The sequence below is a fragment of the Aquabacterium sp. genome, from assembly GCF_036279675.1.
Lineage (GTDB): Bacteria > Pseudomonadota > Gammaproteobacteria > Burkholderiales > Burkholderiaceae_C > Aquabacterium.
Genome location: NZ_DASUIS010000110.1, coordinates 1 through 20,948, shown reverse-complemented (window position 1 = coordinate 20,948; position 20,948 = coordinate 1). Strand labels below are relative to the sequence as shown.

Here is a 20,948-nt window from a genome sequence, read left to right as displayed (position 1 = left end):
GTTCTACAAAATGACCGATGCAAGTCCGATCACCAGCACGAACAGGACCAGTGTGGTCACGATCCGTGATGACATGAAGCCCTTCATGGACTCCGCATGACATTGCAGCAAAAACAACTTGCCACTGGCTCGCCTGCACAGATCGAGATGGGCGCCCAGTGTGGCCAGCTCGCCTGCCGAGGTATCGGAGCCGTGGCCAAAGGAAGATGTGCTCCAGCTGGGCGATGACAGATTGCCTGTGTTCATGATCATGCCTCCTTCATCGTGTACCGACCACTTCGATCTCGACTCGGCGATCTGGTTGCAGGCACTCGATCAACCGGGCTGTGGGCTTGCTGCCCTTGCAATCCTCGGGCTTGGTGATGGGCATCGATTCGCTCTTGCCCGTGGCGGATATCTTGCCGGCATCGACCTTGCCGGTTTCCACGAGATAGTTCTTGACGGCCTCCGCGCGTTGCTCCGACAGGTGTTGGTTGTAGGTCTGCGAGCCCAGTCGATCGGTGTGCCCTTCCACGTTGATCACGCTGAACAAGGTGCCCTCCAGTTCCTTGGCGAAGCCATCCAGTGCACGTTTGCCATCAGCTTGAACCTGCGAGGCGTCGAAACCGAAAAGTGACTCGGCAGAGAAGGTCACCCGCTTGCGCTCTGGCGTTGCCACGGCCATCACCATGGGTGGGGGCGTGCCGGCAGCAGGCGCCTCGGCGGGCATCGGGATGGGTGCGACATAGGCTGGTTCGGCCAAGGCATGCCTGACCGGCGGTGATGAGCGGCCAAACGGGAACACCAGGCTCAGCGAAGCCACGTTGACGCCATTGCGGTTGCCCATGCCATCGGCCACGCGATAGCGTTCCAGCTCGCCTCTGATCAGCATGGATGGCGTGATCGCGTACTGCAACCCCGCGCCAAACTTGTAGCTGGTGTGGCGCTCGCTGGGGCTGGGGTCTGCCGGCACCACGGCGCCAGTGCCGCGGAATTGATCGCTGGCCTTGGTGGAATGCACGCCCACACGGGCCAAGCCGGAGAGCGAGGGGGTGAAGGGCATCATGCCGATCAGATCGAGGTTCCAGCCTTGCAGCTTGACTTCTCCGTGGAGGGTGCCAGCGGGTGAGGTGCTGGCCGTGAAGTGGGGCTTGCCAAGCGTGAAGTAACCACCCTCCATGGCGTAGAACTCGTTGAACTGGTAGCCCGCGAACAGCTTGTAGGCGGTGTCACGCTCATTGCGGCTGATGTCCGTCACCGTCAGGCTGTTGCCGGTCTGACTCTGGGTGATGTGGTCTTCTTCAAGGTTGGTTTGTGACTGGCCGACAGACAGGCCGCCATAGTAGAAGGATTGCTCTTGTGACTGCGCTTGAAACGCCAGCAGTCCCAGCCCTGATAAACCCAGGGCGCGCCACGTTGGGATGGATGTCATGGTGTGCTTTCGTGATGAGGGTTCGGTTGTAGGCGAGACCTCCACTTGTGTCTGTTCGTTGCCGTACCTAGTCCGTGTGGAACACCCGGTCCCAGAAGCTGTTCGTCACGCCATAGCACGCGTGAGGAGAGTTGGGCCGATGGTGCAGCGCGTGCCGGTACTTGCGATGCTTGAGCCAGCGGTTGTCGGTCCGCCAGTGGTGTATGCCGTGGTGCGTGATGGCGTAAGCCAGATAGCCTGCCAGGACGCCGAATGTCAGTGCGATGGCGTGCCACAGGTTCAGCGTCAACAACGAGGGGACAAAGATCAGTCCGCCTATGAGGGTGGCGCTGATGATGGTGGGCGTGCAGATCAACGCCGTGGGCCGCTCGTGGTGCGCAGCATGCATGGCCTTGAATAATGGCCATGCGTGCAAAACAACGCGATGCAGCGCATACTCAAGCAAGGACCAGCTCATGAGCCCCACGAACGCGAACAGCGATGCGCTGCGCCTTTGTGGAACGGGCGTGTAGAAAACCAGAAGCAAGGCCATCCCCAGCACGACGAGGCCATAAAGACAGAAGTCGGCGATATAGGCCGTTCGGCTGTGTTCAATGTGGAAGAAGCGCATGGCTTGTCGATCCCTTTCATGGGCACAAGCTAGGTTCATCACATGCCGGGGTCTGTGCGTTGGCGAACATACCGATTCATCGCCGCTGCCTATAGTGACATGGGTGACATGGGTGACATGGGTGACATGGGTGACACGGTGAGTGCAGAGTCAAATTAGAAAGTTATGGATGGCGATGAATCCTGATCCGCGCAAGAATCACTTGTTGGCGGTGTTGCCCGAGCCTGAGTGGCAGCGTCTGCGGCCTCATCTCGATTTTGTCGAGATGCCACTTGGGCAGGTGATTTATGAGTCAGGGGGCACGCTGCGACATGTGTATTTCCCTGTGACGGCGATCGTGTCCTTGCTCTATGTCATGGAGAACGGTGCCTCGGCGGAAATCGCTGTGGTGGGCAACGAAGGTGTTGTCGGCATCTCGCTGTTCATGGGAGGGGACTCCACGCCCAGTCGAGGTGTGGTGCAAAGCGCTGGCTACGGCTACAGGCTGGGAGCCCATGCATTGAAGGCCGAGTTCAATCTGGGCGGCCCCGTGATGCATGTGTTTCTTCGCTACACGCAGGCCTTGATCACCCAGATGGCCCAGACCGCGGTCTGCAACCGGCACCACTCGCTGGAACGTCAACTCTGCCGGTGGCTTCTGCTCAGCCTGGATCGCTTGAACAGCAATGAATTGGTGATGACGCAGGAGCTCATTGCCAACATGCTGGGTGTGCGGCGAGAAGGTGTGACGGAGGCCGCACTCAAACTGCAGAAAATGGGTTTGATCAGCTATGCGCGCGGTCGTATCCAGGTGCTGGACCGAGCCGGCCTGGAAGAGCGGACGTGCGAGTGCTACGCCGTTGTCAAGAAGGAATACGACCGCCTGTTGCCCAATCGCATGGCGGTGTAGGCACGCCGTCTATTTCTTGTTGGGATCGACCTGATTGCCGATCACGCCGCCCACAGCGGCGCCCCCGATGGTGCCCGCCGCGCTGCCGCCGGTCAGGATGGCACCTGCGGCCCCACCAACAGCTGCGCCGCCTGCCGTGTTGCGGTCTCGCGCGGACATGCCACTGCAACCGCCCAGGTAAACCAGCGTCGTGGCCATCAACAGCCATGCGGGCATTTGTTTGTTCATCTCGTGCTCCTGTAGTGCTGTGCCGGTTGTAGAGGCAGGCATCGAGCATGTCTGTGCGCCAGCAAACACATGCATGCGGCAAATCAGGCAAGCATGGCCTTTGTGCGCTATCAGACAGTCAGAGGGGGCGGTGCTGATCAGACTGGCATGAACGTCGTTGTCGACATACCCAGGAGAAGGCCATGAGCCTCGCCACTGTTTTGCTGATTGTCTTGATTCTGATGTTGATTGGCGCGATGCCGACCTGGCCTCACAGCCGAGGGTGGGGCTACTTCCCCAGTGGGGGGCTGGGCCTGTTGGTGCTCATTGTCATCATCCTGTTGGTGACAGGGCGTTTGTAGCCCGTCGCGGTTCGCTTTGAATCGCGCTGAAAAGGAAGGGCCATCATGCTCAATCATTCTGAAGATGCCTTGCCACAGGGCAGGCTTACAGCGACCGGCGCACCACCGTCGTGGGGCCCTGAGACCAAGCCCGCACCCAGACCACTCGCAGTGCTGTCCCCGGTGCTGACATGTGCTCCCATGGCGGCTTCTCCTGCCACGTGGTTTGATGCGCTCAAGCACAGGCTGAAGGATCTGGAAGAGGGCGTGAGGCACCCGGCGTGTGATGACGCGATGCAAGCGTGGATGCGCAGCCTGGCCCACGATTGCGTGGTCTCGCTGGACCGCCTGCAGGAGCTGGTGATGCATGAACACGCCAGGAGGTGGCAGCTGGAGATGCACGCGTTCGACGCCCGGGCCGATCTGGCCAAACTCAGGGCAGAGCTGGCAGGCAGCCAGGCGGGCATGATGGTGGCGCATCAACAGGCCATGCATGACAGCCTGACGTCGCTGCCCAATCGCCATCATTTTCACCAGCGCTTGAGTCTGGCCTTGGAAGTGGCGGCCGAACGACACAAGAGCCTGGCTGTGTTCTTTGTGGACCTGGACGGTTTCAAGGGCGTGAACGACAGCTATGGACACGCCGCGGGTGACGAGTTGCTGGGCATCATCGCGGCGAGGTTGTCCCGTGCCGTTCGTGCGGACGACGTGGTCGGACGGGTCGGCGGCGATGAGTTCGCATGCCTGTTGCTGGACGTGAAGGACAGACGGCATCTCAGTCGGCTGGCCTGCAAGGTGTATGACACGGTGTCCGCTCCTATCCGGATCGGCGATCTGCTCGTCACCATTCACCCGAGCATCGGCATCGCCATATTGCCTGGCGCTGGCAGCACGACCGAGGCCATGCTGCATGGTGCCGACATGGCGATGTACCAGGCCAAGAGAGAGCTGACCGGCTATGCCTTTTTCGAGTCCGAGGATCAGCACGGACCAGAGGGGCGCCATCCGTGATTCGCATTGCCATCGTGGATGACCACGCGGTGGTCCGAGCTGGCCTGCGCCACATTCTGGGCTCGCAGCCTGACTTTCAGGTGGTGAGCGAGGGCAGCAGCGGGCAGGAAGCACTGGACATCGCACGCGCGGCGCCACTGGATGTCATGGTACTGGACATCGCCATGGCGGGATGTGGCGGGGTGGATGTGCTTCTGGCGATCAAGGCGCGCATGCCAGACCTGCCGGTGTTGATCCTCAGCGGCTTGCCCGAGGAGCCTTACGCGATGGCGCTACTGAGACATGGGGCCAGTGGTTACCTGAGCAAGCGCTGCGAACCGGCAGAGTTGATAGGGGCCATTCGAACCGTTGGCCGAGGCCGCAGGTACATCTCGGCATCCGTTGCAGAGCAACTGGCCGAAGGGTGGGCCTGTGAGAGCCGAGCCTCTTTGCATGAGCGCTTGTCTGACAGGGAGTTCCAGGTGTTCCTGCACCTGGCGGGTGGCGCCACGGTGGGCCGCACGGCAGATGGCATGTCCCTCAGCGTCAAGACGGTCAGCACCTATCGCACACGTGTGATGGAGAAGTTGAAGCTTGCATCCAACAGCGAGCTGACCTACTACGCCATGAAGAACGGCTTGATGCAGTAGGCCGCAGTGTGCGTGAACAGCACGCCACGCGCCATCAGCGACTTGCGCGACAGCGTGCAGGACTGATCCGGCGGCAGGTAGGCGCAGTCCTACATCAGGTCGCGGCCATGTCTGCTGGTCATGGGGGGTGGAAACAAGGAGCATGACTTTGTTTCATCACCAAGGACCATCATGAAAAACATCATCAACGCGAATCTGTCTGTGGCCGTCGTGGCATTGCTTCTCTGCCCATTGGTGCAGGCAGCCACCATCAGCAAGGCTGACTTCCAGGCGGGCAAGGCGCGTATCGGTGCGGACTACAAGAATGAAAAGGCCGCATGTGGCGCCAAGGCTGGCAATGCCAAGGACGTCTGCATCGAAGAAGCCAAGGGCAAGGAGAAGGTTGCTCTGGCCGAGCTGGAATATGCGCGTACGGGCAAGGTGTCAGACGCTACCAAGATCAAGGTGGCCAAGGCCGAAGCAGCTTATGAGATCGCCAAGGAAATGTGCGATGACAAGGCTGGCAATGCCAAGGACGTGTGCGTGGAAGAGGCCAAGGCCATCGAAACCAAGGCGCTGGCTGATGCCAAGCTGGGCAAGGAGATCGGCGAGTCAAGGCACGATGCCGCATCAGACAAGCGCGATGCCGACTACAAGGTGGCCACTGAAAAGTGCAATGCCCTCTCGGGTGATGCCAAGTCCAACTGCGTGGCTCAAGCCAAGGCGCAGTACGGCGTCAACTGAGTTGAGCGTGCCGCGAGACCTCAGAACTTGAACAAGGTCAGGCCGAAGCCCAGGCTGGTTTGCTTGAAGTTGTAGTCGATCAAGGTCTCGCCAAAGCCCTCGAAGGCCTGGATGTACCAACGCAGGCCATCCGGGCGGTCGTTATAGACGGGGTAGGTCCAGTCCAACTGAATCAGGCCTCGCCCCCTCAGCGAGGGGCGCCACAACAAGGCGGCAGTGGAGCGGCCTGGCGACCATGTCAGCTGCGTTTCCACACGGCCCATGAAATCGACGATGTCGGGGTTGTCGTCACTCTGGCGGCTGCTCTTTTCAAGACGTTGTTCCAGCCTCACCTGTGCCGTGACATCGGCTCGCTCCAGCCCGATGGCCGCGTAGATGCGGTTCCAGCTGCGAGACAAGGCGCCCGTCTGGCCGTTGGACTGATGTACCAGGCCAAACTGGGCCATCTGCCACTTCCATCCCATCGGCCAGGTGCGAAGCGCGCCAGGCGTGGGTAACACGTAGATCAACTCGGGCTGGAAGTCGCTGTTGCGAAACGGTGCGGAGGCTTGTTGGTTCCACAGTTGCCACATGGACTGCTGCGTATAGGCTACCCACAGGTCGGCATCCGGCAGGAAGGCTTGTTCCATCACCTTGGTGCGCATGGACAGTTGAAACTTGGTCTCGCTATGCTGGTAGTGCGGCAGGTCAACCGTCGTGCCACGCGTGGGGCTTTCCGGATGCTGGTTGACCGATCGCATGGCCCGCAGGGGCAGGTAGTAGTTGGGGCGGTAGGCGGTGTAGTTGAAGGTGCCGCGCTTGTCCTGGCTACCCAGTTCCCAGTACCGTGACAGGAAGCTGTCCGATGTGGCGGTGGCCGTGATCGGGGTGTCTTGCTTGACTGCGGCTGATGTGGGCAGTGTCACCATGGCCTGTTGCCCGGCTTGCTGGTCGTAGCAAGCCAGGCGGGCTGTTGCATCGGGTATGCCCAGGCAAGCGCGCATGTCGACTTGCGTCTGCGCCATGCTGGCCTGGTGGCCGGCGATGCAGGCCACCAGGGCCATGCATGTGATGCGGTACGGTTGGTGTGTTCGGGTAAGGCGCGGCACCTGGTCAGTGCTCCGCACCGGCGGGCATTGGCATCAGGGCCACGATGTAGTGGCCCGGGTTTGCCGGGTCTGCACTGACGGCTGCCAGCAGTGGCCTGGCTTCGTGGTTGTCGGTCAACAAGGCGGTGTGCCAGGACCTGGGTGTCAGGCCGTGATCAATGGCCTGGATCTGTTGGTGCAGGTCGGCAGAGCCCAATGGCGGTGTGTAAGCCCCCAGCGTCTGGCCTTGCAGATACGCCTGATCAAGGCCCAGCCAATGCGCTGCGATCTGGTTGATCGCCAGCAGCCTTCCGGATGCATCGATGTTGACGCAGGCGACGGGCATGGCGTTGAGGTATTGCACTTGTCGCTGCAGCGCGGCGTCAGCCTCCGCCAGCGCGGCGCGCAGATCCTCCGATTGCATCTCGATCTCGACCTGATGGACCTGCAACTCGTGCAACAGTGCCAGTGCGTCGGCGGCTGTTTCCGGTGAAGACGCCAGCTCGTGCAAGACGCCCAGTGCCGCGGTGGCGCTGGCAGCGAGGTTGGCCGAGGGCGTGAGCCCGCTCAGACGGGCATGAGCCCGTTGTCGCAAGTCGCCCAGGCGTATGAGTTGATTGGTGGGTGTGGTCATGTTGATCTCGGCGGGGGCGTGCGTCATGCGTGTGATGCCTTGTTTCCGGAAAGCCTAGTCCATCAGGCGGCCAGGGTCGGTGCGGTAGCGCACATACCGGGCCAGCGTGGGACAACTCAACACACGGCGGTGGCCAAGTCAATCCCCCACCCCATTTCCTTGGCTGTGCGTTTGCGTACATAGGCATCCCGCAGAGCTCACTACACTGCGCTGGCCCGTCGACGCAATGGGCCTGAAGATGGTGTAACTCTCACGGGGCAAGCAGATGGCCATTTCGTCCGATACCCGCAGAAACCTGCTCCTGGCAGCCTTGCCGGATGAGGACTGGTCACGCTGGTTGCCACACCTCGAACCGGTAGATCTGCCGCAAGGGCAGGTGTTGTATGAGTCAGGTAGCCACGTGAAGCATGTTTACTTCCCGGTCAGCGGCATCGTGTCCAAGATGTATGTGACCTTGAACGGGGCTACCTCCGAGCTGGCGGTGGTGGGCAAGGAAGGTGTGATCGGCACCACCTTGTTCCTCGGCGGCGACACCACGCTCAACCAGGCTGTGGTGCTGAGTTCAGGCAAGGCCTTTCGCATGAGTGCGAAGGTGCTGTTGGCGGAGTTCAAATCGTCGACCCTTGTACCTCATCTGTTGTTGCGTTACACGCAGGCCTTGATGACGCAGATGGCCCAGACGGCCGCATGTAATCGCTTGCACACGCTGGACAGGCAGTTGTGCCGCTGGTTGTTGATGATCACCGATCGAACGGGCAGCGATGAGATCCTGATGACGCACGAGACCATCGCGAACATGTTGGGCGTGCGGCGCGAGGGGGTGACCGAGGCGGCCATCAAACTCCAGCGTGACGGTGTCATCCGGTATGCACGGGGGCGCATCCTGGTGCTGGACAGGACAGGCCTGGCCACACGCAGTTGCGAGTGTTATGGCGTGGTCAAGCGTGAGTACGACAGGCTGCTGATGATTCGGTATGAGCTGCCTGCCACTTCTTGATTGATCACCGTCCTGTGCGATAGCGAACCGACGGCTGTGTGGCGCGTGCCTATAAAGGTTGGGCGTCCTGCTCCATTCCGAGCAGAGGCACATGGCTTAACCAACTCGTGAGGTTCGATATGAACAAGACACCAACCAAAAGCAACAGCGCCCCTGAAACCGGTCAGCATCAAGCGAAGCCTGGCCAGCGTGCGGACATCAATGCGCCAGGCGCCAGCGTGCCGCCCAAGCAGGGGCAGAGTCAGAAGGGCAAGGGCGGTGTGAGTACGCCTGCGCCGCACAAGAACGCCGGCACGACCCCTTGATGGCGTGAGGGTGGTGGGGTGATGGCAGCGCTGTCGCCTCTTCCTCGGTGAACGTCCAGCAAGGCGTTCGGATTGACTGGAGATGACGATGAACTACTTTGAGCGCGACAAGTTCGGCATTTACAAAAACAAAGGTGCCAATCAGGCAGGTGGTGTCGAGCACGATGGCGCATGCCCTGATCTGATGGGCGCCGAGACCTTGATCGGCACGGACGTTTACAACCAGAGCAAAGAGGACTTGGGTGAGATCAAGGAGATCATGCTGGACATGCGAACCGGCGCGGTGAGTTACGCCGTGCTGTCTTTCGGTGGCTTCATGGGTATGGGCGGCAAGCTGTTTGCGGTGCCTTGGTCCGCCTTGACGCTGGACGTGGATGACAAGCGCTTTGTCCTGAACGTCGAGAAGGATCGTCTTGAGGACGCCCCGGGGTTTGACAAGAACAATTGGCCGGATATGGCCAATCCGGTGTGGGCCAGCAGCATTCACGCTTTCTATGGTGTGAGCAAGCCGGTGTCTGATCAGTTGCACAGCTAGTCACGTAGATGAGGCCATGTCTCGCAAGGCATGGCGCGGGGAGGACAGGCCTTGGCTTCAGCCAGGGCCTTTGTCATGGTGCGCATAGGGCAGCAAGGCCTTTGCAGCCTCAATGCGCAGGGCCAGTGCCACGGTGGTGTCGTTCATCACGTTCAGCAGAAAGCGTCTCGGGTCGTCATGGTTGTCTGCTCGAGCGGCGTTCGTGCCTGCTGATGCCTGCGATCGCGGGATGTCATGTGGTGCGGATGCGCCTTGGGCAGGTTGCCGACAGGTATCCAGGGCCGCCTGAAAAGCCTCGGCAGGGATGCTGTGCAGCCGAGACAGCAACTCGGCTTGCCCCTCCATGCTGGGTTGTACGTCCAGCCAAGGGGTCTCGGCAAACACCGGGGCAAGATCCTGCGCGACAAAAGCGGACCACTGATCGGCCTGTACGGGCACGCCCGGCATCCAAACAGCATGCTGGCTTGCCTCGGTTGATGCAGTGTGTGTGTTGGGCATCAGGCGGAGCCGATGCGGCGCCACATCCGGCAGATAGCGCCCGCACAGGGCGTGGAGCACCGCCGAGGCCTGGGCAAGCTCGACAGGCGTTTGCAACGAGAACCACAACTGATAGCCATCAATCCCATTGATCGCGATGGCCGGAGCAGGCCAGCCCAGATCGGCCTGTACGCCGTGCCACAGGGTAGCCAGTGGGGCCCATTCGGCCGGGCGAGACAGCTCCAGCACCATCGCACGGGCCTGGCCCTGGGCATCGGTCAGCTCGATGGAGGCCTCGGGGCTGGTGTCGATCTGGTCAGCGTTGGCCTGTGAGGCATACAGGCGGTGCCATTGAGTTTGCAGTCTGGTCATGGCCTGGCGTGTCGGGGTGTGAAACGAATCTGCGCGAACTCTACCTGAGTGCATCAAGACAGAGGTGCTTGACACGGTTCAATAATTCAATCATTATTGAACAATGGAAGAAAGCGCCGTCATCAAGTCCCTCGCCGCATTGGCTCAGCCACTGCGTTTGCGGATTTTCCGCGCCCTGGTTGTAGCGGGGCCGCAAGGCATGACGCCGGGCGATCTGGCGGTTGCCCTGGATGCGGCCGCCACCACCTTGTCTTTCCATCTCAAGGAGCTGACCCATGCTGACCTGGTGACCCAGGAGCGGGATGGTCGCCATCTGATCTACCGCGCTGCGTTCGACCACATGGATGGCCTCCTGGGTTACCTCACCGAGCATTGCTGCCAGGGCCAGCCCTGTGCACCAACCGTCGATTCATCGACTGGCAAGCCTGCGCGCAAGCGGGCTTGCGTCACCTGCTGAAGGAGCAAATCATGAAGCGTTTTCACGTCCATGTGCATGTCACCGATCTGGCCCGCAACGTCGACTTCTATTCGAAGATGTTTGGCGCCCAGCCCAGCCGCCTTGAAGCGGACTACGCCAAGTGGATGCTTGACGAGCCGGCAGTGAACTTCGCCATCTCCACGCGTGGCCATGGCCATACCGGTGTGGATCACCTGGGCATCCAGGTCGACAACGCGGCGGATCTCCAGGCCATGAAGGCGCAAGCTCAAGCCGCCGACCTGTCCTTGATCGACGAAGGGGCCACCACCTGCTGCTATGCGCGCAGCGACAAGCATTGGGTGGTCGATCCACAAGGCTTGCCCTGGGAGCACTTCCAGACGCTGGGCAACATTCCTGTCTTCCGTGAAGGCGAGCCTGCACAAGCCGATGAGGCGGGTGCCTGCTGCACCCCCACGGCCACGCCCAAGGTTACGGGCAAGCCCATCGGCATTCCTGTCAAATCTTCCTGCTGCTGAGGTGGGTCATGAGCGAGCAGTTGATGAACGTGCTGTTTGTTTGTACGGGCAACTCGGCACGGTCGATTCTGGCTGAGGGTATCCTCAACGCATTGGGGGCTAACCGCTTCACGGCGTATTCGGCGGGCAGCCATCCCAAAGGCGAGGTTCACCCTATGGCTCTGGATGTGCTGCAGCATCTGGGTATGGCCCAAGAAGGCTATCGCAGCAAAAGCTGGGACGAGTTTGCGAAGCCTACCTCACCAGCCCTGAGCTTCGTCTTCACTGTCTGCGACAACGCCGCTGGCGAGGTCTGCCCCATATGGCCCGGCCAGCCTCTGACCGCTCACTGGGGGGTGTACGACCCAGCAGGGGTCGATGGCGATGAAGCCAAGCAGCGCCGGGCCTTCCATGAGGTTGCGCATATTCTCAAGCGTCGCATTGAACTGATGCTGGCCTTGCCGCCCGAGAGCCTCCATTCCTTGGCCATTCAGTCCCAACTCAACGCCATCGGCAAAATTTGAAGTCCGTCATGACCACTCACGTTCTGATTCTGTGCACACACAACTCGGCCCGCAGCGTGCTCTCTGAAGGCATGCTCAACCACCTGGCGGCCAAACTGGGCAAGGATGTCAAGGCGCACAGTGCGGGCAGCGCCCCCAGCGGGCGTCTGAACCCCTTTGCCATCGAAGCGCTCAACAACGCAGGCATCGACACGTCCGCTTATCGCAGCAAGAGCTGGGACGAGTTCAGTGCCGATGGCGCGCCGCCTTTGTCCATCGTCATCACCGTGTGTGACAGCGCCGCCGCCGAAGCCTGCCCCGTGTTCTTCGGTGGCAAGGGGCAGCCCGTCAAAGTGCATTGGGGCTATCCGGATCCCTCCAACGCCGAGGGCGGCGATGAAGGCAAGCGCCGCGCGTTCGAGCTGACGCGTCAAGCCATTGGCTACAAGATGCTGCAGCTTCTGGCGCTGCCACTGGAGACCATGAGCCAGGAGGCCTTGCTGCAGGCCTTGAATGACATTGCCCGTAGCTGACAAGAGCACAACATGACCAAGTCCACTGCCGCCCCCATGAGCGTGTTCGAGCGCTATCTGACTGTCTGGGTCTTTCTGTGCATCGTGATCGGCATTGCACTGGGCCAGATATGGCCTGGTGTCTTTCATGTCATCGGTCAGATGGAGGTCGCCAAGGTCAACCTGCCCGTGGGCGTGCTGATCTGGGTGATGATCATCCCCATGTTGGTCAAGGTGGACTTCGCCAGTCTGTCGCAGGTCAAACAGCACTGGCGGGGCATCGGCGTCACGCTGTTTGTCAACTGGGCCGTCAAGCCGTTTTCGATGGCTTTGCTGGGATGGCTCTTTGTGCGGCATCTGTTTGCGCCGTATCTGCCTGCGGAGCAGCTTGACAGCTACATCGCAGGTTTGATTTTGTTGGCCGCTGCGCCCTGCACGGCCATGGTGTTTGTGTGGAGCCGTCTCACCGGTGGCAACCCGCTTTTCACCTTGTCACAGGTGGCGCTGAACGACACCATCATGGTGTTTGCCTTTGCGCCCATCGTGGCCCTGCTGCTGGGATTGTCCTCTATCGTGGTGCCCTGGGACACCCTGGTGACTTCCGTGGTGCTCTACATCGTGATCCCCGTTGCCCTGGCGCAGATGCTGAGGAAGTTCTTGCTGGCTCGGGGGCCGGCGGCACTGGATGCCGCCTTGGCCAGGATCGGTCCGTGGTCCATCACGGCCTTGCTGGCCACCCTGGTGCTGTTGTTCGCCTTCCAGGGTGAGGCCATCATCAAGCAGCCGCTGGTCATCGGCATGCTGGCCGTGCCCATCCTGATTCAGGTGTTCTTCAACTCTGCGCTGGCTTACTGGCTCAACCGACGACTTGGCGAGACCCACGATGTGGCCTGTCCTTCAGCGTTGATTGGCGCCAGCAACTTCTTTGAGTTGGCTGTCGCCGCGGCGATCAGTCTGTTTGGCTTCGAGTCCGGGGCCGCCCTGGCCACCGTGGTGGGGGTGTTGATCGAGGTGCCCGTCATGTTGCTGGTGGTTCGCGTGGTGAACCAGAGCAAGGGATGGTACGAGCATCAATAGGCTTGCCGCCATGAACACCTTGCCTCAGACGACGGCCGAAGCACTCAACAAGCATTGTTACTGCCGAACGCTGGACGCTGGCAAGTTGCAGCAACAGTTGGCACAGGATCCCGGTCTGGCCAGCATGGCGGGCGACTGGGCGTTGACCCGACCGCACTTGTTTTCGTCAACGGTGGTCTTTCTTGCCCAATCTGTCGTGGCGCAGATTGACGCTGCGGTGCAGGCGCTGGAGCGCGTCATGGCCCTACCCGCCTACCAGGCTCAGGCATTGGCCCGTGCGCCGGCACTGGCTGCACACGCCTTCGGCCCGGTGGGCATGTTCATGGGGTATGACTTCCACCTTGACGCGCGAGGGCCCAGGCTCATCGAGGTCAATACCAATGCGGGCGGTGCGATGCTCAATGCGGTGCTCGCACGCGCGCAGCAGTCCTGCTGCGAAGGCATGGATTGGGCGTTCATGCCTGATCCGGCTCGCTTGCGCCTGGACGACACATTCATGGACATGTTCGCCAGCGAATGGCAGCTGCAGAGGGGGCAGATGCCTTTGCAAAGGGTGGTCATCGTGGACGATGAGCCCGCCGCGCAGTACCTGTACCCCGAATTCGAGCTGTGTCGTCACCTGTTGATGCAGCGTGGCGTGCAAGCCCATGTGGTGTCGCCGCAAGCGTTGCAGTGGCACGATGGGCGCTTGATGCTGGGTGGTCAGGTGATCGACATGGTCTACAACCGCCTCACAGATTTTTACTTGACCGAGCCAGGTCATGCAGCCTTGCGTCAAGCGTATGAGGCGGGTGCGGTGGTGATGTCTCCCCACCCGCGTGCACATGCCTTGTATGCGGAAAAGCGCAACCTGGTGACGCTCAGTGACGCGGCCTTGTTGCAGGCGTGGGGTGTGTGCGAAGCAGATCGACGGGTGCTGGCTGCGGTGGTGCCACTCGCGCTGCAAGTCAACGCAGACAATGCGGCAACACTATGGGCGCAACGCCGTCAGTGGTTTTTCAAACCCGATTCAGGTTATGGTGGCAAGGCCGTCTACCGTGGCGACAAACTGACGCGGCGTGTATGGGCCGAGATCACCGCCGGCGGATACGTCGCTCAGGAGATCGTGCTGCCGGGGGAGCGTCTGGTCGATGTCGATGGCGTCTTGAGCGACCTCAAGTTTGATGTTCGTGCCTACGCCTATGCTGGGCAGGTCCAGTTACTGGCAGCTCGCATGTACGCAGGCCAGACAACCAACTTCCGCACGCAGGGTGGTGGCTTTGCGCCCGTGGTGGTGGTGCCCTGAGCCTGAGCTCAAGTTGGGCCTGTTTCCGTTTCAACGTAAGGATCATCGACATGGAAGTCACCGTTCTGGGCCTGGGCTGCAGCAAGTGCCGCGCCACCATCGAGATGATCGAGCGCGTAGCCAGCGCCGCTGGTGTTCCTGTATCGATCAAGAAAATTGACCAGCCCCAAGACATCCAGCGCCTTGGGGTAAAGGCGACGCCAGCCGTGATGATCGGGGGCCAGGTCGTGCACAGCGGTGGCCTGCCTTCGCATGAGAAGGTTGAAGCGTGGTTGCGGCCAGACCTGCCGGGTTTCTTGAATCGACCAACCAGGCACCTGTTCTTCACGGGCAAGGGCGGTGTGGGCAAGACGTCCCTGTCAACGGCCACAGCCTTGACGCTGGCCGATGCGGGCAAGAAGGTGTTGCTGGTCAGCACCGATGCCGCATCCAACCTGGACGAGATGCTGGGCATCGAATTGCGCAACGTGCCGGTAGCGGTGCCTGGTGCCCCGGGGCTGTCGGTGCTCAACATTGACCCCGACGTGGCGGCCGAGACCTACCGCCAGCGCGTGCTGGCGCAGATGAGCGAGCAAACTACCGAGGCTGAACGCGCCACGGTGCGAGAGCAGCTGTCTGGTTCCTGCACCACCGAGATCGCATCGTTTGACGAGTTCGCCAACCTGCTGGCGGGTGACGCGGCCGATTACGACCACATCGTGTTTGATACGGCGCCCACCGGGCATACCTTGCGGCTGCTGAGCTTGCCCAAGGCCTGGAGCGGCTTCCTCAAGGACAACGATCGTGGCGCGTCATGCCTGGGCCCCCACTCGGGCTTGAAGATGCAGGAGACCCGCTTCAATGCCGCCTTGAAGGCCTTGTGCGACGAGACCCTCACGACGATCGTGCTGGTGGCGCGTGCCGACCGCAGCGCGCTGGCCGAGGCGGCGCGCACCTCCGACGAGTTGCGCGTGCTGGGTTTGAACCAGCAGCGCCTGGTGATCAATGGCGTGTTCAAAGCCAGTGATCCACACGATGAGGTAGCCCAAGCCATCGAGGACCTGGGGCAACAAGCCCTGGAGGCCATGCCTGATGCCTTGCGGGCCTTGCCCCAGTCCGTCGTGCCCCTTCGTGCCTTTGATACCGTGGGCCTGCCCGCCTTGCGTGCCCTGTTGAATCCGGCCGCGGCGCAGCCCGACAAGCGCACGACCGCAGGTGAAGATGCACAGCTGCCAGCCGATCACATCGACAAGCTCGTGGACGAACTGGCCGCAGCAGGTCGCGGCCTGATCATGGTGATGGGCAAGGGCGGTGTCGGCAAGACCACCATCGCCGCGGCACTGGCGATCGGTCTGGTAAAGAAGGGCCATGCGGTGCACCTGAGCACCACCGACCCCGCCGCGCACCTGGCCATGACGCTGGAAGGCGAGTTGCCCGGTCTGCAGGTGGGGCGCATTGACCCCAAGGTGGAAACGCAACGCTATATCGACAAGATCATGGCCGCGCGCGGGTCTCGCCTGGACGCCCAGGAGCGGGCCTTGCTGCTGGAGGATCTGCAGTCGCCTTGCACGGAAGAGGTCGCGGTGTTTCATGCGTTCTCGCGCACGGTCAGCGAAGCGCGCAGTGCCTTTGTGGTGCTGGACACGGCGCCCACCGGACATTCGCTGTTGTTGATGGATGCCACGGGTGCCTATCACCGGCAGATGACGCGCGAGTTTGAAGGCAAGGCCGCCGTGCACATGGTCACACCCCTGATGCGCCTGCAGGATGCGAGCTACACCCGCATCATTCTGGTCACGCTGCCGGAGGTGACCCCGGTATCGCAAGCCGCGGCCTTGCAGGATGACCTGAGGCGCGCGCACATAGAGCCCTATGCCTGGGTGGTCAACAAATCCATCCTGGCCGCCGGCACGCATGATCCCTTGCTGCAGGCTCGGCTGGCAGGCGAGCAAAGGCAGATGGCCAGACTGAACGGCGGATTGGCAAAGAAGACCTTTGCGGTGCCGTGGCTGCCTCAGGCGCCAGTAGGTCTGGCGGCCTTGTCGGCATTGCTGTCGTCCTGATCAACGCCCGGGCGCTGCCTTGGCACCGAAGGGGCAATAGTTGGGCCTGGGCCCGACCTGCGGGTGTTTGCGGCAGGTGTTGGGCCGCTTCTCATAGACCTTGCAGTGGCGCGTGGTCGCGTCCAGAAAGTGGCAGTCGCCATTGGCGCGACGAGCCAGGGTGAAGATCTCGTACTTGAAGTTGAAGTGCTGAATCAGGCCGGCCTTCATCAGGCGCTTGGCGATCTGCTTGGGCGCTTCATGTTCTGCCTCGAACGGGTCCACCAGCTCCAGCCTGACGAGATCGGGCAGCTTCACCTCCACCGGCATGGTGCAGCAATTGGCCACGCAGTTGTCGCACAGACCGTTGCGGTAGCGGGTCCAGGTGTCAGTGCGGTCAACGTCGACGAGGTAGATGGAGGACTTCATGGCAAGGGGCGAAACGCGGCAGGCTGTATTGTGCCCAAGTGAAGGCCTTGCAATGCCTGCATACTGTCTTCACCTGTTTGTCCTTTGCATTTGTACCCATGACCGATTCCACCTACGCCCGTCAGCAGCTTGACCAATTGCGGCAGTTGATGGAGCTGCGTGCCGCAGGCCACGATCACTTCCTCGCCCAGAGCGACAACATTGGCACGCCGGCCGTGTTCGGCGGGCAGGTGCTCGGGCAGTCCTTGCAGGCTGCTCAGCTGACGGTTGATGCGGACAGGCCCGTTCACTCCCTGCATGCCTACTTCCTGCTGCCAGGCGAGCATGCCCCGATCGACTACGAAGTCACGCGTGTGCGTGATGGCCGCAGCTTCAGCATGCGGCGCGTGGTGGCCCGCCAGGGTGACAACATCATCTTCGAGATGAACGCGTCTTTTCAGACATCGTCTGATGGTGTCGAGCATCAGGCGGCCATGCCACAGGTGGCGGGCCCGGAGGGGCTGCAAAGCGAGCATGCCTTGCGCCAGGCCATCATCCCGCATCTGCCGCCGTACTTTCATGACAAGACCCTGGCGCCACGGGGCCTGGAGTACCGCCCGGTTGATCCTGTGGATCTCATGAATCCACCCAAGCGCGAAGGGCAGATTGCCCTGTGGGTGCGCGCCATGGACACCTTGCCCGATGACGCGGCCTTGCACCGCGCCTTGCTCGCCTACGCATCCGATCACGGCTTGTTGCTGGCGGCCATTGCGCCGCATGGGCTGAGTCTGTTCCGCGGTGAGGTGCGCATGGCCAGCCTGGATCACGCCATGTGGTTCCACCGTGATTTCCGTCTCGATGACTGGCTGCTCTATGTGTTTGATTCACCCAGCGCGAGTGGCGCGCGAGGCCTGTGCCAGGGGCGCTTCTTCACCCGTGATGGCAAGCTGGTGGCGTCGGTGATGCAGGAGGGCATGGTGAGGCCCTGGATCCGAAAGGCCTGAGCCAGCTCGCTCATCATGGGCGCATGGGTGTGAAGCGCGCCTGTTGCGCTGGCTGCCCCGCCATTGTCACGCTCACGATGGCTTTGATATCGGGCGTGGAGGCATAGCTTGCCTGAGCGATCAGCTTGTTGTCGCCATCAGGCTTGAGTGTGGCGGTGACCTTGGTCTTGCCATACAGGATGGTGATGGTGCCGCTGGCGCCTGCTGTTGCTTGGGTCTTGCCGGCATGGTCCGTCACGTATACCTCGATGGGCTTGTCCTTGGCTTCCACAGGTGTCTTGCTGAGGACCAGCTCCAGGTGCACAGGGCCGGCCATGCGCAGTTGGCCACCATGCGGTGCTTTCACGGTATCGAGGTAGGCGTCGTCGTGAGCCCATGTGGGCGCGCAGGCCATGGCACCGATCAATGAAGAAGCGGCGATGGCTTGCAGGATGTGGCGGCGATGCATGAAAGTGCGGGTCATGTGGTTCTCCTTGGATAGGGCGAGGCTCAGAAACTCGTGGTGGATGACGTTGTGGATGTCGTTGATGTGGCCTGAGTGGCTTCGGCCTGCAGTCGCGCCAGTGGTGCCTGGCCCCACAGCCAGAACATCACCGGGGTCAACAGGGTGTCGAGCAGGGTGGCGCTGATCAGCCCGCCGAAGATGACGACGGCCACGGGATGCAGGATTTCCTTGCCCGGCGCCGATGCCGACAGCAGCAAGGGCAGCAGCGCGAAGGCGGCCACGAGCGCGGTCATCAACACGGGTGTGAGGCGCTCCAGCGAGCCCCGCACGATCATGCGCTGGCTGAAGGTCTCGCCCTCATGCAGGCACAGGTTGATGTAGTGGCTGATCTTGAGGATGCCGTTGCGCGTGGCGATGCCCGTGAGCGTGATGAAGCCCACCAGTGCGGCAATCGACAAGGGCTGCCCCGACCACCACAAGGCCACCACGCTACCTACCAGTGCCAGCGGGATGTTGCACATGATGATGGCGCTCAGCACGGCCGAGCGGTAGCGGCTGTACAGCACCATGAAGATCAGCAGCATCGAGATGGCGCTCAACCAGGCCATGCGTTGCGCGGCTTGTTCCTGCGCCTGAAACTGGCCTTCCAGCGCGGTGAAGTAGCCTGGCGGCAAAGGCTGAGCAGCCAGCGCGGCGCGGATGTCCTTGATCACGGCGGCCTGGTCGCGGCCTGCGGTGTTGGCCGATATCACAATGCGTCGGCGGGCGTTCTCGCGGCTGATCTGATTGGGGCCGTCGCCATCTTCGATGCGCGCGAGTTGCGACAGCGGCACGCGGCCGTTGGGTGTTTCAATCAGCACGGATGCCAGCTGGGTGGCCTGGCGCTGCGCTTCAGGCAGGCGCATGACCATGTCGAAGCGTCGGTTGCCTTCCAGCACCTGGCCCAGCTTTTCGCCTTCGATCAGCTCCTGCAGGGCGCGCAGGACCTGGCCAGGTGGCACACCCAGGCGCGAAGCGGCTTCGTAATCCAGGTGGATCTTGAGTTGCGGGATGAGCACCTGCTTTTCGATCTGCAGATCGGTGAGGCCCGGGATGGCCCTCAAGCGACCTTGCAGATCGGTGGCCAGGCCACGCAGCGTGTCCAGGTCATCGCCATAAACCTTCAGGGCGATCTGGGCACGCACACCAGACAGCAGGTGATCCAGCCGGTGCGAGATGGGTTGCCCGATGCTGATCACCGCGGGCAGGACGGCCAGGCGTTCGCGCATGTCACCCAGGATCTGGTCGCGGGTACGGGCCGAGTCGCGCAGGTCTACATCGATCTCGGACGCATGTACGCCTTCGGCATGTTCGTCCAGTTCGGCGCGCCCTGTGCGTCGCCCGACCTGGGTCACCTCAGGCACGCTGGCGATGAGTTGCTCGGCCAGGCGCCCGATGCGATCGGACTCGGCCAGCGAGGTGCCGGGGTTGAGTTGCAGGCTCAGCGTCAAGGTGCCTTCGTTGAAGGGCGGCAGAAAGGCGCGGGGCATCCAGGCCAGTGACACGGCGGCCACCACGGTGGCCAGGGCCGCGAGGGCCAGCAGGGCGCGGCCGTGCTGGAAGGACCAGTGCAGCAAGCGGGTGTCAGCTTGTTTGAGATGGCGCACCAGGGGCGTGTCCTGGTGCTGGTCGGGCATGCGCCTGATCAAGCCGGGCAGCAGGTAGTGCGCCAGGACGGGCGTCACCGTGATCGACACGATCATGCTGGCCAGGATGGATACGATGTAGGCCAGGCCCAATGGCGTGAACAGGCGCCCCTCGATGCCGGGCAGCGCGAACAGCGGCACGAACACCAGCACGATGATGAAGGTGGCGTACACGATGGCCGAGCGCACCTCCAGCGTGGCTGCTGCAATCACCTCGATGGCAGGCCTGGGCACCGCCAGCAGGCGGTTGAGCTGCAGGCGCCGCAGCACGTTCTCCACGCCCACCACGGCATCGTCCACCAGTTCGCCAATGGCAATCGCCAGGCCGCCCAGTGTCATGGTGTTGATGGACAGGCCCATGTAGTGAAACACCAGTGCGGTCACCAGCAAGGACAAGGGAATGGCCGTCAGCGAGATGAGCGTCGTGCGCACATTGAGCAGGAAAAGGAACAGCACCACGGCCACCAGTACCGCGCCATCGCGCAAGGCCTCTTCCACATTGCGCACCGAGTGTTCGATGAAGTCAGCCTGCCTGAACAGGAACTGGGGCGATGCCATACCACCGGGGCGCGAGCGGGCGAGTTCGGCCACGGCTTGCTCGACCCCTCGCGTGACCTTGACGCTGTCCGTACCCGGTTGCTTTTGCACGGACAGGATCACGGCTGGTTTCGTCTGGTAGCTGGCATCACCCCGTTTGTTGGCGGGCGCCAGGCTGACCTGCGCCACCTGCATGAGCGGTATGGGCTGGCCGCGCACGGTGCCCACCACGACCTGCTTGAGGTCATCAAGGCGGTTGGTGCGGCCGATCTGGCGCACCAGGTATTCGCGGCCATTGGCCTGCAGGAAGCCACCGCTGGTGTTGCTGCC

At 61.9% G+C, this 20,948-nt stretch carries 26 protein-coding genes; 16 read left to right on the top strand and 10 right to left on the bottom strand.

Annotated elements, in window-relative coordinates; all coding sequences use genetic code 11:
* Nucleotides 1-3: 3 nt before the first annotated feature.
* The 3 genes from VFW93_RS13115 to VFW93_RS13105 all read right to left on the bottom strand — a co-directional run bounded on the left by VFW93_RS13115 (nucleotide 4) and on the right by VFW93_RS13105 (nucleotide 2,021).
* Nucleotides 4-246 (bottom strand): hypothetical protein, encoded by a 243-nt coding sequence (locus VFW93_RS13115; RefSeq protein ID WP_329694436.1) that lies wholly within the window; start codon nucleotides 244-246, stop codon nucleotides 4-6.
* A 13-nt stretch (nucleotides 247-259) separates the two neighbouring features.
* Nucleotides 260-1,411, bottom strand: coding sequence for an OmpA family protein (locus VFW93_RS13110; protein ID WP_329694435.1), 1,152 nt, complete (start codon nucleotides 1,409-1,411; stop codon nucleotides 260-262).
* A gap of 67 nt (nucleotides 1,412-1,478) precedes the next feature.
* Nucleotides 1,479-2,021, bottom strand: coding sequence for a sterol desaturase family protein (locus tag VFW93_RS13105; RefSeq protein ID WP_329694434.1), 543 nt, complete (start codon nucleotides 2,019-2,021; stop codon nucleotides 1,479-1,481).
* A 169-nt stretch (nucleotides 2,022-2,190) separates the two neighbouring features.
* Here VFW93_RS13105 and VFW93_RS13100 point away from each other — a divergent pair, with 169 nt between their 5' ends.
* On the top strand, nucleotides 2,191-2,910 hold the full coding sequence (locus VFW93_RS13100; RefSeq protein ID WP_329694433.1) for a Crp/Fnr family transcriptional regulator: 720 nt from the start codon (nucleotides 2,191-2,193) through the stop codon (nucleotides 2,908-2,910).
* 9 nt (nucleotides 2,911-2,919) lie between these two features.
* Here the strand turns inward: VFW93_RS13100 and VFW93_RS13095 are convergent, their stop codons facing one another.
* Nucleotides 2,920-3,126: a glycine zipper 2TM domain-containing protein gene (locus tag VFW93_RS13095; RefSeq protein ID WP_414639673.1), complete on the bottom strand. Its 207-nt coding sequence runs from the start codon at nucleotides 3,124-3,126 to the stop codon at nucleotides 2,920-2,922.
* 194 nt (nucleotides 3,127-3,320) lie between these two features.
* On the opposite strand from VFW93_RS13095, the gene VFW93_RS13090 reads away from it, so the two are divergent.
* From VFW93_RS13090 to VFW93_RS13075, 4 genes are all read left to right on the top strand, one after another.
* Nucleotides 3,321-3,479, top strand: coding sequence for a DUF3309 family protein (locus VFW93_RS13090; protein ID WP_329694431.1), 159 nt, complete (start codon nucleotides 3,321-3,323; stop codon nucleotides 3,477-3,479).
* A gap of 180 nt (nucleotides 3,480-3,659) precedes the next feature.
* Nucleotides 3,660-4,469, top strand: coding sequence for a GGDEF domain-containing protein (locus VFW93_RS13085; protein WP_329694430.1), 810 nt, complete (start codon nucleotides 3,660-3,662; stop codon nucleotides 4,467-4,469).
* On the top strand, nucleotides 4,466-5,098 hold the full coding sequence (locus tag VFW93_RS13080; RefSeq protein WP_329694429.1) for a response regulator transcription factor: 633 nt from the start codon (nucleotides 4,466-4,468) through the stop codon (nucleotides 5,096-5,098). Before VFW93_RS13085 ends, VFW93_RS13080 begins: the two co-directional genes overlap by 4 nt.
* 171 nt (nucleotides 5,099-5,269) lie before the next feature.
* Nucleotides 5,270-5,821, top strand: a complete 552-nt coding sequence (locus VFW93_RS13075; protein WP_329694428.1) for a hypothetical protein — start codon at nucleotides 5,270-5,272, stop codon at nucleotides 5,819-5,821.
* Nucleotides 5,822-5,841: 20 nt separating this feature from the next.
* On the opposite strand, the gene VFW93_RS13070 is transcribed toward VFW93_RS13075, so the two are convergent.
* Both VFW93_RS13070 and VFW93_RS13065 read right to left on the bottom strand, forming a co-directional pair.
* Nucleotides 5,842-6,864 carry a phospholipase A gene (locus VFW93_RS13070; RefSeq protein WP_329694427.1) on the bottom strand — a complete coding sequence of 341 codons (1,023 nt, stop codon included), beginning with the start codon at nucleotides 6,862-6,864 and terminating at the stop codon, nucleotides 5,842-5,844.
* 49 nt (nucleotides 6,865-6,913) lie between these two features.
* Complete coding sequence (locus tag VFW93_RS13065) at nucleotides 6,914-7,549, bottom strand: PAS domain-containing protein (protein ID WP_329694426.1); 636 nt, start codon at nucleotides 7,547-7,549, stop codon at nucleotides 6,914-6,916.
* A gap of 238 nt (nucleotides 7,550-7,787) precedes the next feature.
* Here VFW93_RS13065 and VFW93_RS13060 point away from each other — a divergent pair, with 238 nt between their 5' ends.
* The 3 genes from VFW93_RS13060 to VFW93_RS13050 all read left to right on the top strand — a co-directional run bounded on the left by VFW93_RS13060 (nucleotide 7,788) and on the right by VFW93_RS13050 (nucleotide 9,359).
* Nucleotides 7,788-8,519, top strand: a complete 732-nt coding sequence (locus VFW93_RS13060) for a Crp/Fnr family transcriptional regulator (RefSeq protein WP_329694425.1) — start codon at nucleotides 7,788-7,790, stop codon at nucleotides 8,517-8,519.
* A 119-nt stretch (nucleotides 8,520-8,638) separates the two neighbouring features.
* A complete protein-coding gene (locus VFW93_RS13055) occupies nucleotides 8,639-8,824 on the top strand; it encodes a hypothetical protein (RefSeq protein WP_329694424.1) in 186 nt (61 codons plus the stop codon).
* An 88-nt stretch (nucleotides 8,825-8,912) separates the two neighbouring features.
* Nucleotides 8,913-9,359, top strand: coding sequence for a PRC-barrel domain-containing protein (locus tag VFW93_RS13050; RefSeq protein WP_329694423.1), 447 nt, complete (start codon nucleotides 8,913-8,915; stop codon nucleotides 9,357-9,359).
* A gap of 57 nt (nucleotides 9,360-9,416) precedes the next feature.
* Here VFW93_RS13050 and VFW93_RS13045 read toward each other — a convergent pair whose 3' ends face one another.
* Entirely contained in the window at nucleotides 9,417-10,208 is a 792-nt protein-coding gene (locus VFW93_RS13045; RefSeq protein ID WP_329694422.1) for a hypothetical protein, read from the bottom strand.
* Nucleotides 10,209-10,311: 103 nt separating this feature from the next.
* Between VFW93_RS13045 and VFW93_RS13040 the strand changes: the two genes are divergently transcribed.
* From VFW93_RS13040 to arsA, 7 genes are read left to right on the top strand one after another with little or no spacing between them, the layout of a single operon-like run.
* Nucleotides 10,312-10,665 (top strand): helix-turn-helix transcriptional regulator, encoded by a 354-nt coding sequence (locus tag VFW93_RS13040; protein ID WP_329694421.1) that lies wholly within the window; start codon nucleotides 10,312-10,314, stop codon nucleotides 10,663-10,665.
* Nucleotides 10,666-10,676: 11 nt separating this feature from the next.
* Nucleotides 10,677-11,162 (top strand): ArsI/CadI family heavy metal resistance metalloenzyme, encoded by a 486-nt coding sequence (locus VFW93_RS13035; RefSeq protein WP_329694420.1) that lies wholly within the window; start codon nucleotides 10,677-10,679, stop codon nucleotides 11,160-11,162.
* An 8-nt stretch (nucleotides 11,163-11,170) separates the two neighbouring features.
* Nucleotides 11,171-11,665 carry an arsenate reductase ArsC gene (locus VFW93_RS13030; RefSeq protein WP_329694419.1) on the top strand — a complete coding sequence of 165 codons (495 nt, stop codon included), beginning with the start codon at nucleotides 11,171-11,173 and terminating at the stop codon, nucleotides 11,663-11,665.
* An 8-nt stretch (nucleotides 11,666-11,673) separates the two neighbouring features.
* Entirely contained in the window at nucleotides 11,674-12,177 is a 504-nt protein-coding gene (locus VFW93_RS13025; RefSeq protein WP_329694418.1) for an arsenate reductase ArsC, read from the top strand.
* A 36-nt stretch (nucleotides 12,178-12,213) separates the two neighbouring features.
* A complete protein-coding gene (gene arsB / locus VFW93_RS13020; protein WP_414639672.1) occupies nucleotides 12,214-13,233 on the top strand; it encodes an ACR3 family arsenite efflux transporter in 1,020 nt (339 codons plus the stop codon).
* A 10-nt stretch (nucleotides 13,234-13,243) separates the two neighbouring features.
* Complete coding sequence (locus VFW93_RS13015; protein WP_329694416.1) at nucleotides 13,244-14,518, top strand: hypothetical protein; 1,275 nt, start codon at nucleotides 13,244-13,246, stop codon at nucleotides 14,516-14,518.
* Between the two features lie 50 nt (nucleotides 14,519-14,568).
* Nucleotides 14,569-16,560, top strand: a complete 1,992-nt coding sequence (gene arsA, locus VFW93_RS13010; protein WP_329694415.1) for an arsenical pump-driving ATPase — start codon at nucleotides 14,569-14,571, stop codon at nucleotides 16,558-16,560.
* Here arsA and VFW93_RS13005 read toward each other — a convergent pair whose 3' ends face one another.
* Entirely contained in the window at nucleotides 16,561-16,968 is a 408-nt protein-coding gene (locus VFW93_RS13005) for a YkgJ family cysteine cluster protein (protein WP_329694414.1), read from the bottom strand.
* A gap of 98 nt (nucleotides 16,969-17,066) precedes the next feature.
* On the opposite strand from VFW93_RS13005, the gene VFW93_RS13000 reads away from it, so the two are divergent.
* Nucleotides 17,067-17,951, top strand: coding sequence for an acyl-CoA thioesterase II (locus tag VFW93_RS13000; RefSeq protein ID WP_329694413.1), 885 nt, complete (start codon nucleotides 17,067-17,069; stop codon nucleotides 17,949-17,951).
* 13 nt (nucleotides 17,952-17,964) lie between these two features.
* Here VFW93_RS13000 and VFW93_RS12995 read toward each other — a convergent pair whose 3' ends face one another.
* Both VFW93_RS12995 and VFW93_RS12990 read right to left on the bottom strand, forming a co-directional pair.
* Nucleotides 17,965-18,414: a hypothetical protein gene (locus VFW93_RS12995; protein WP_329694412.1), complete on the bottom strand. Its 450-nt coding sequence runs from the start codon at nucleotides 18,412-18,414 to the stop codon at nucleotides 17,965-17,967.
* A 26-nt stretch (nucleotides 18,415-18,440) separates the two neighbouring features.
* The coding region (locus tag VFW93_RS12990; RefSeq protein WP_329694411.1) for an efflux RND transporter permease subunit at nucleotides 18,441-20,948 on the bottom strand (2,508 nt) is incomplete at its 5' end.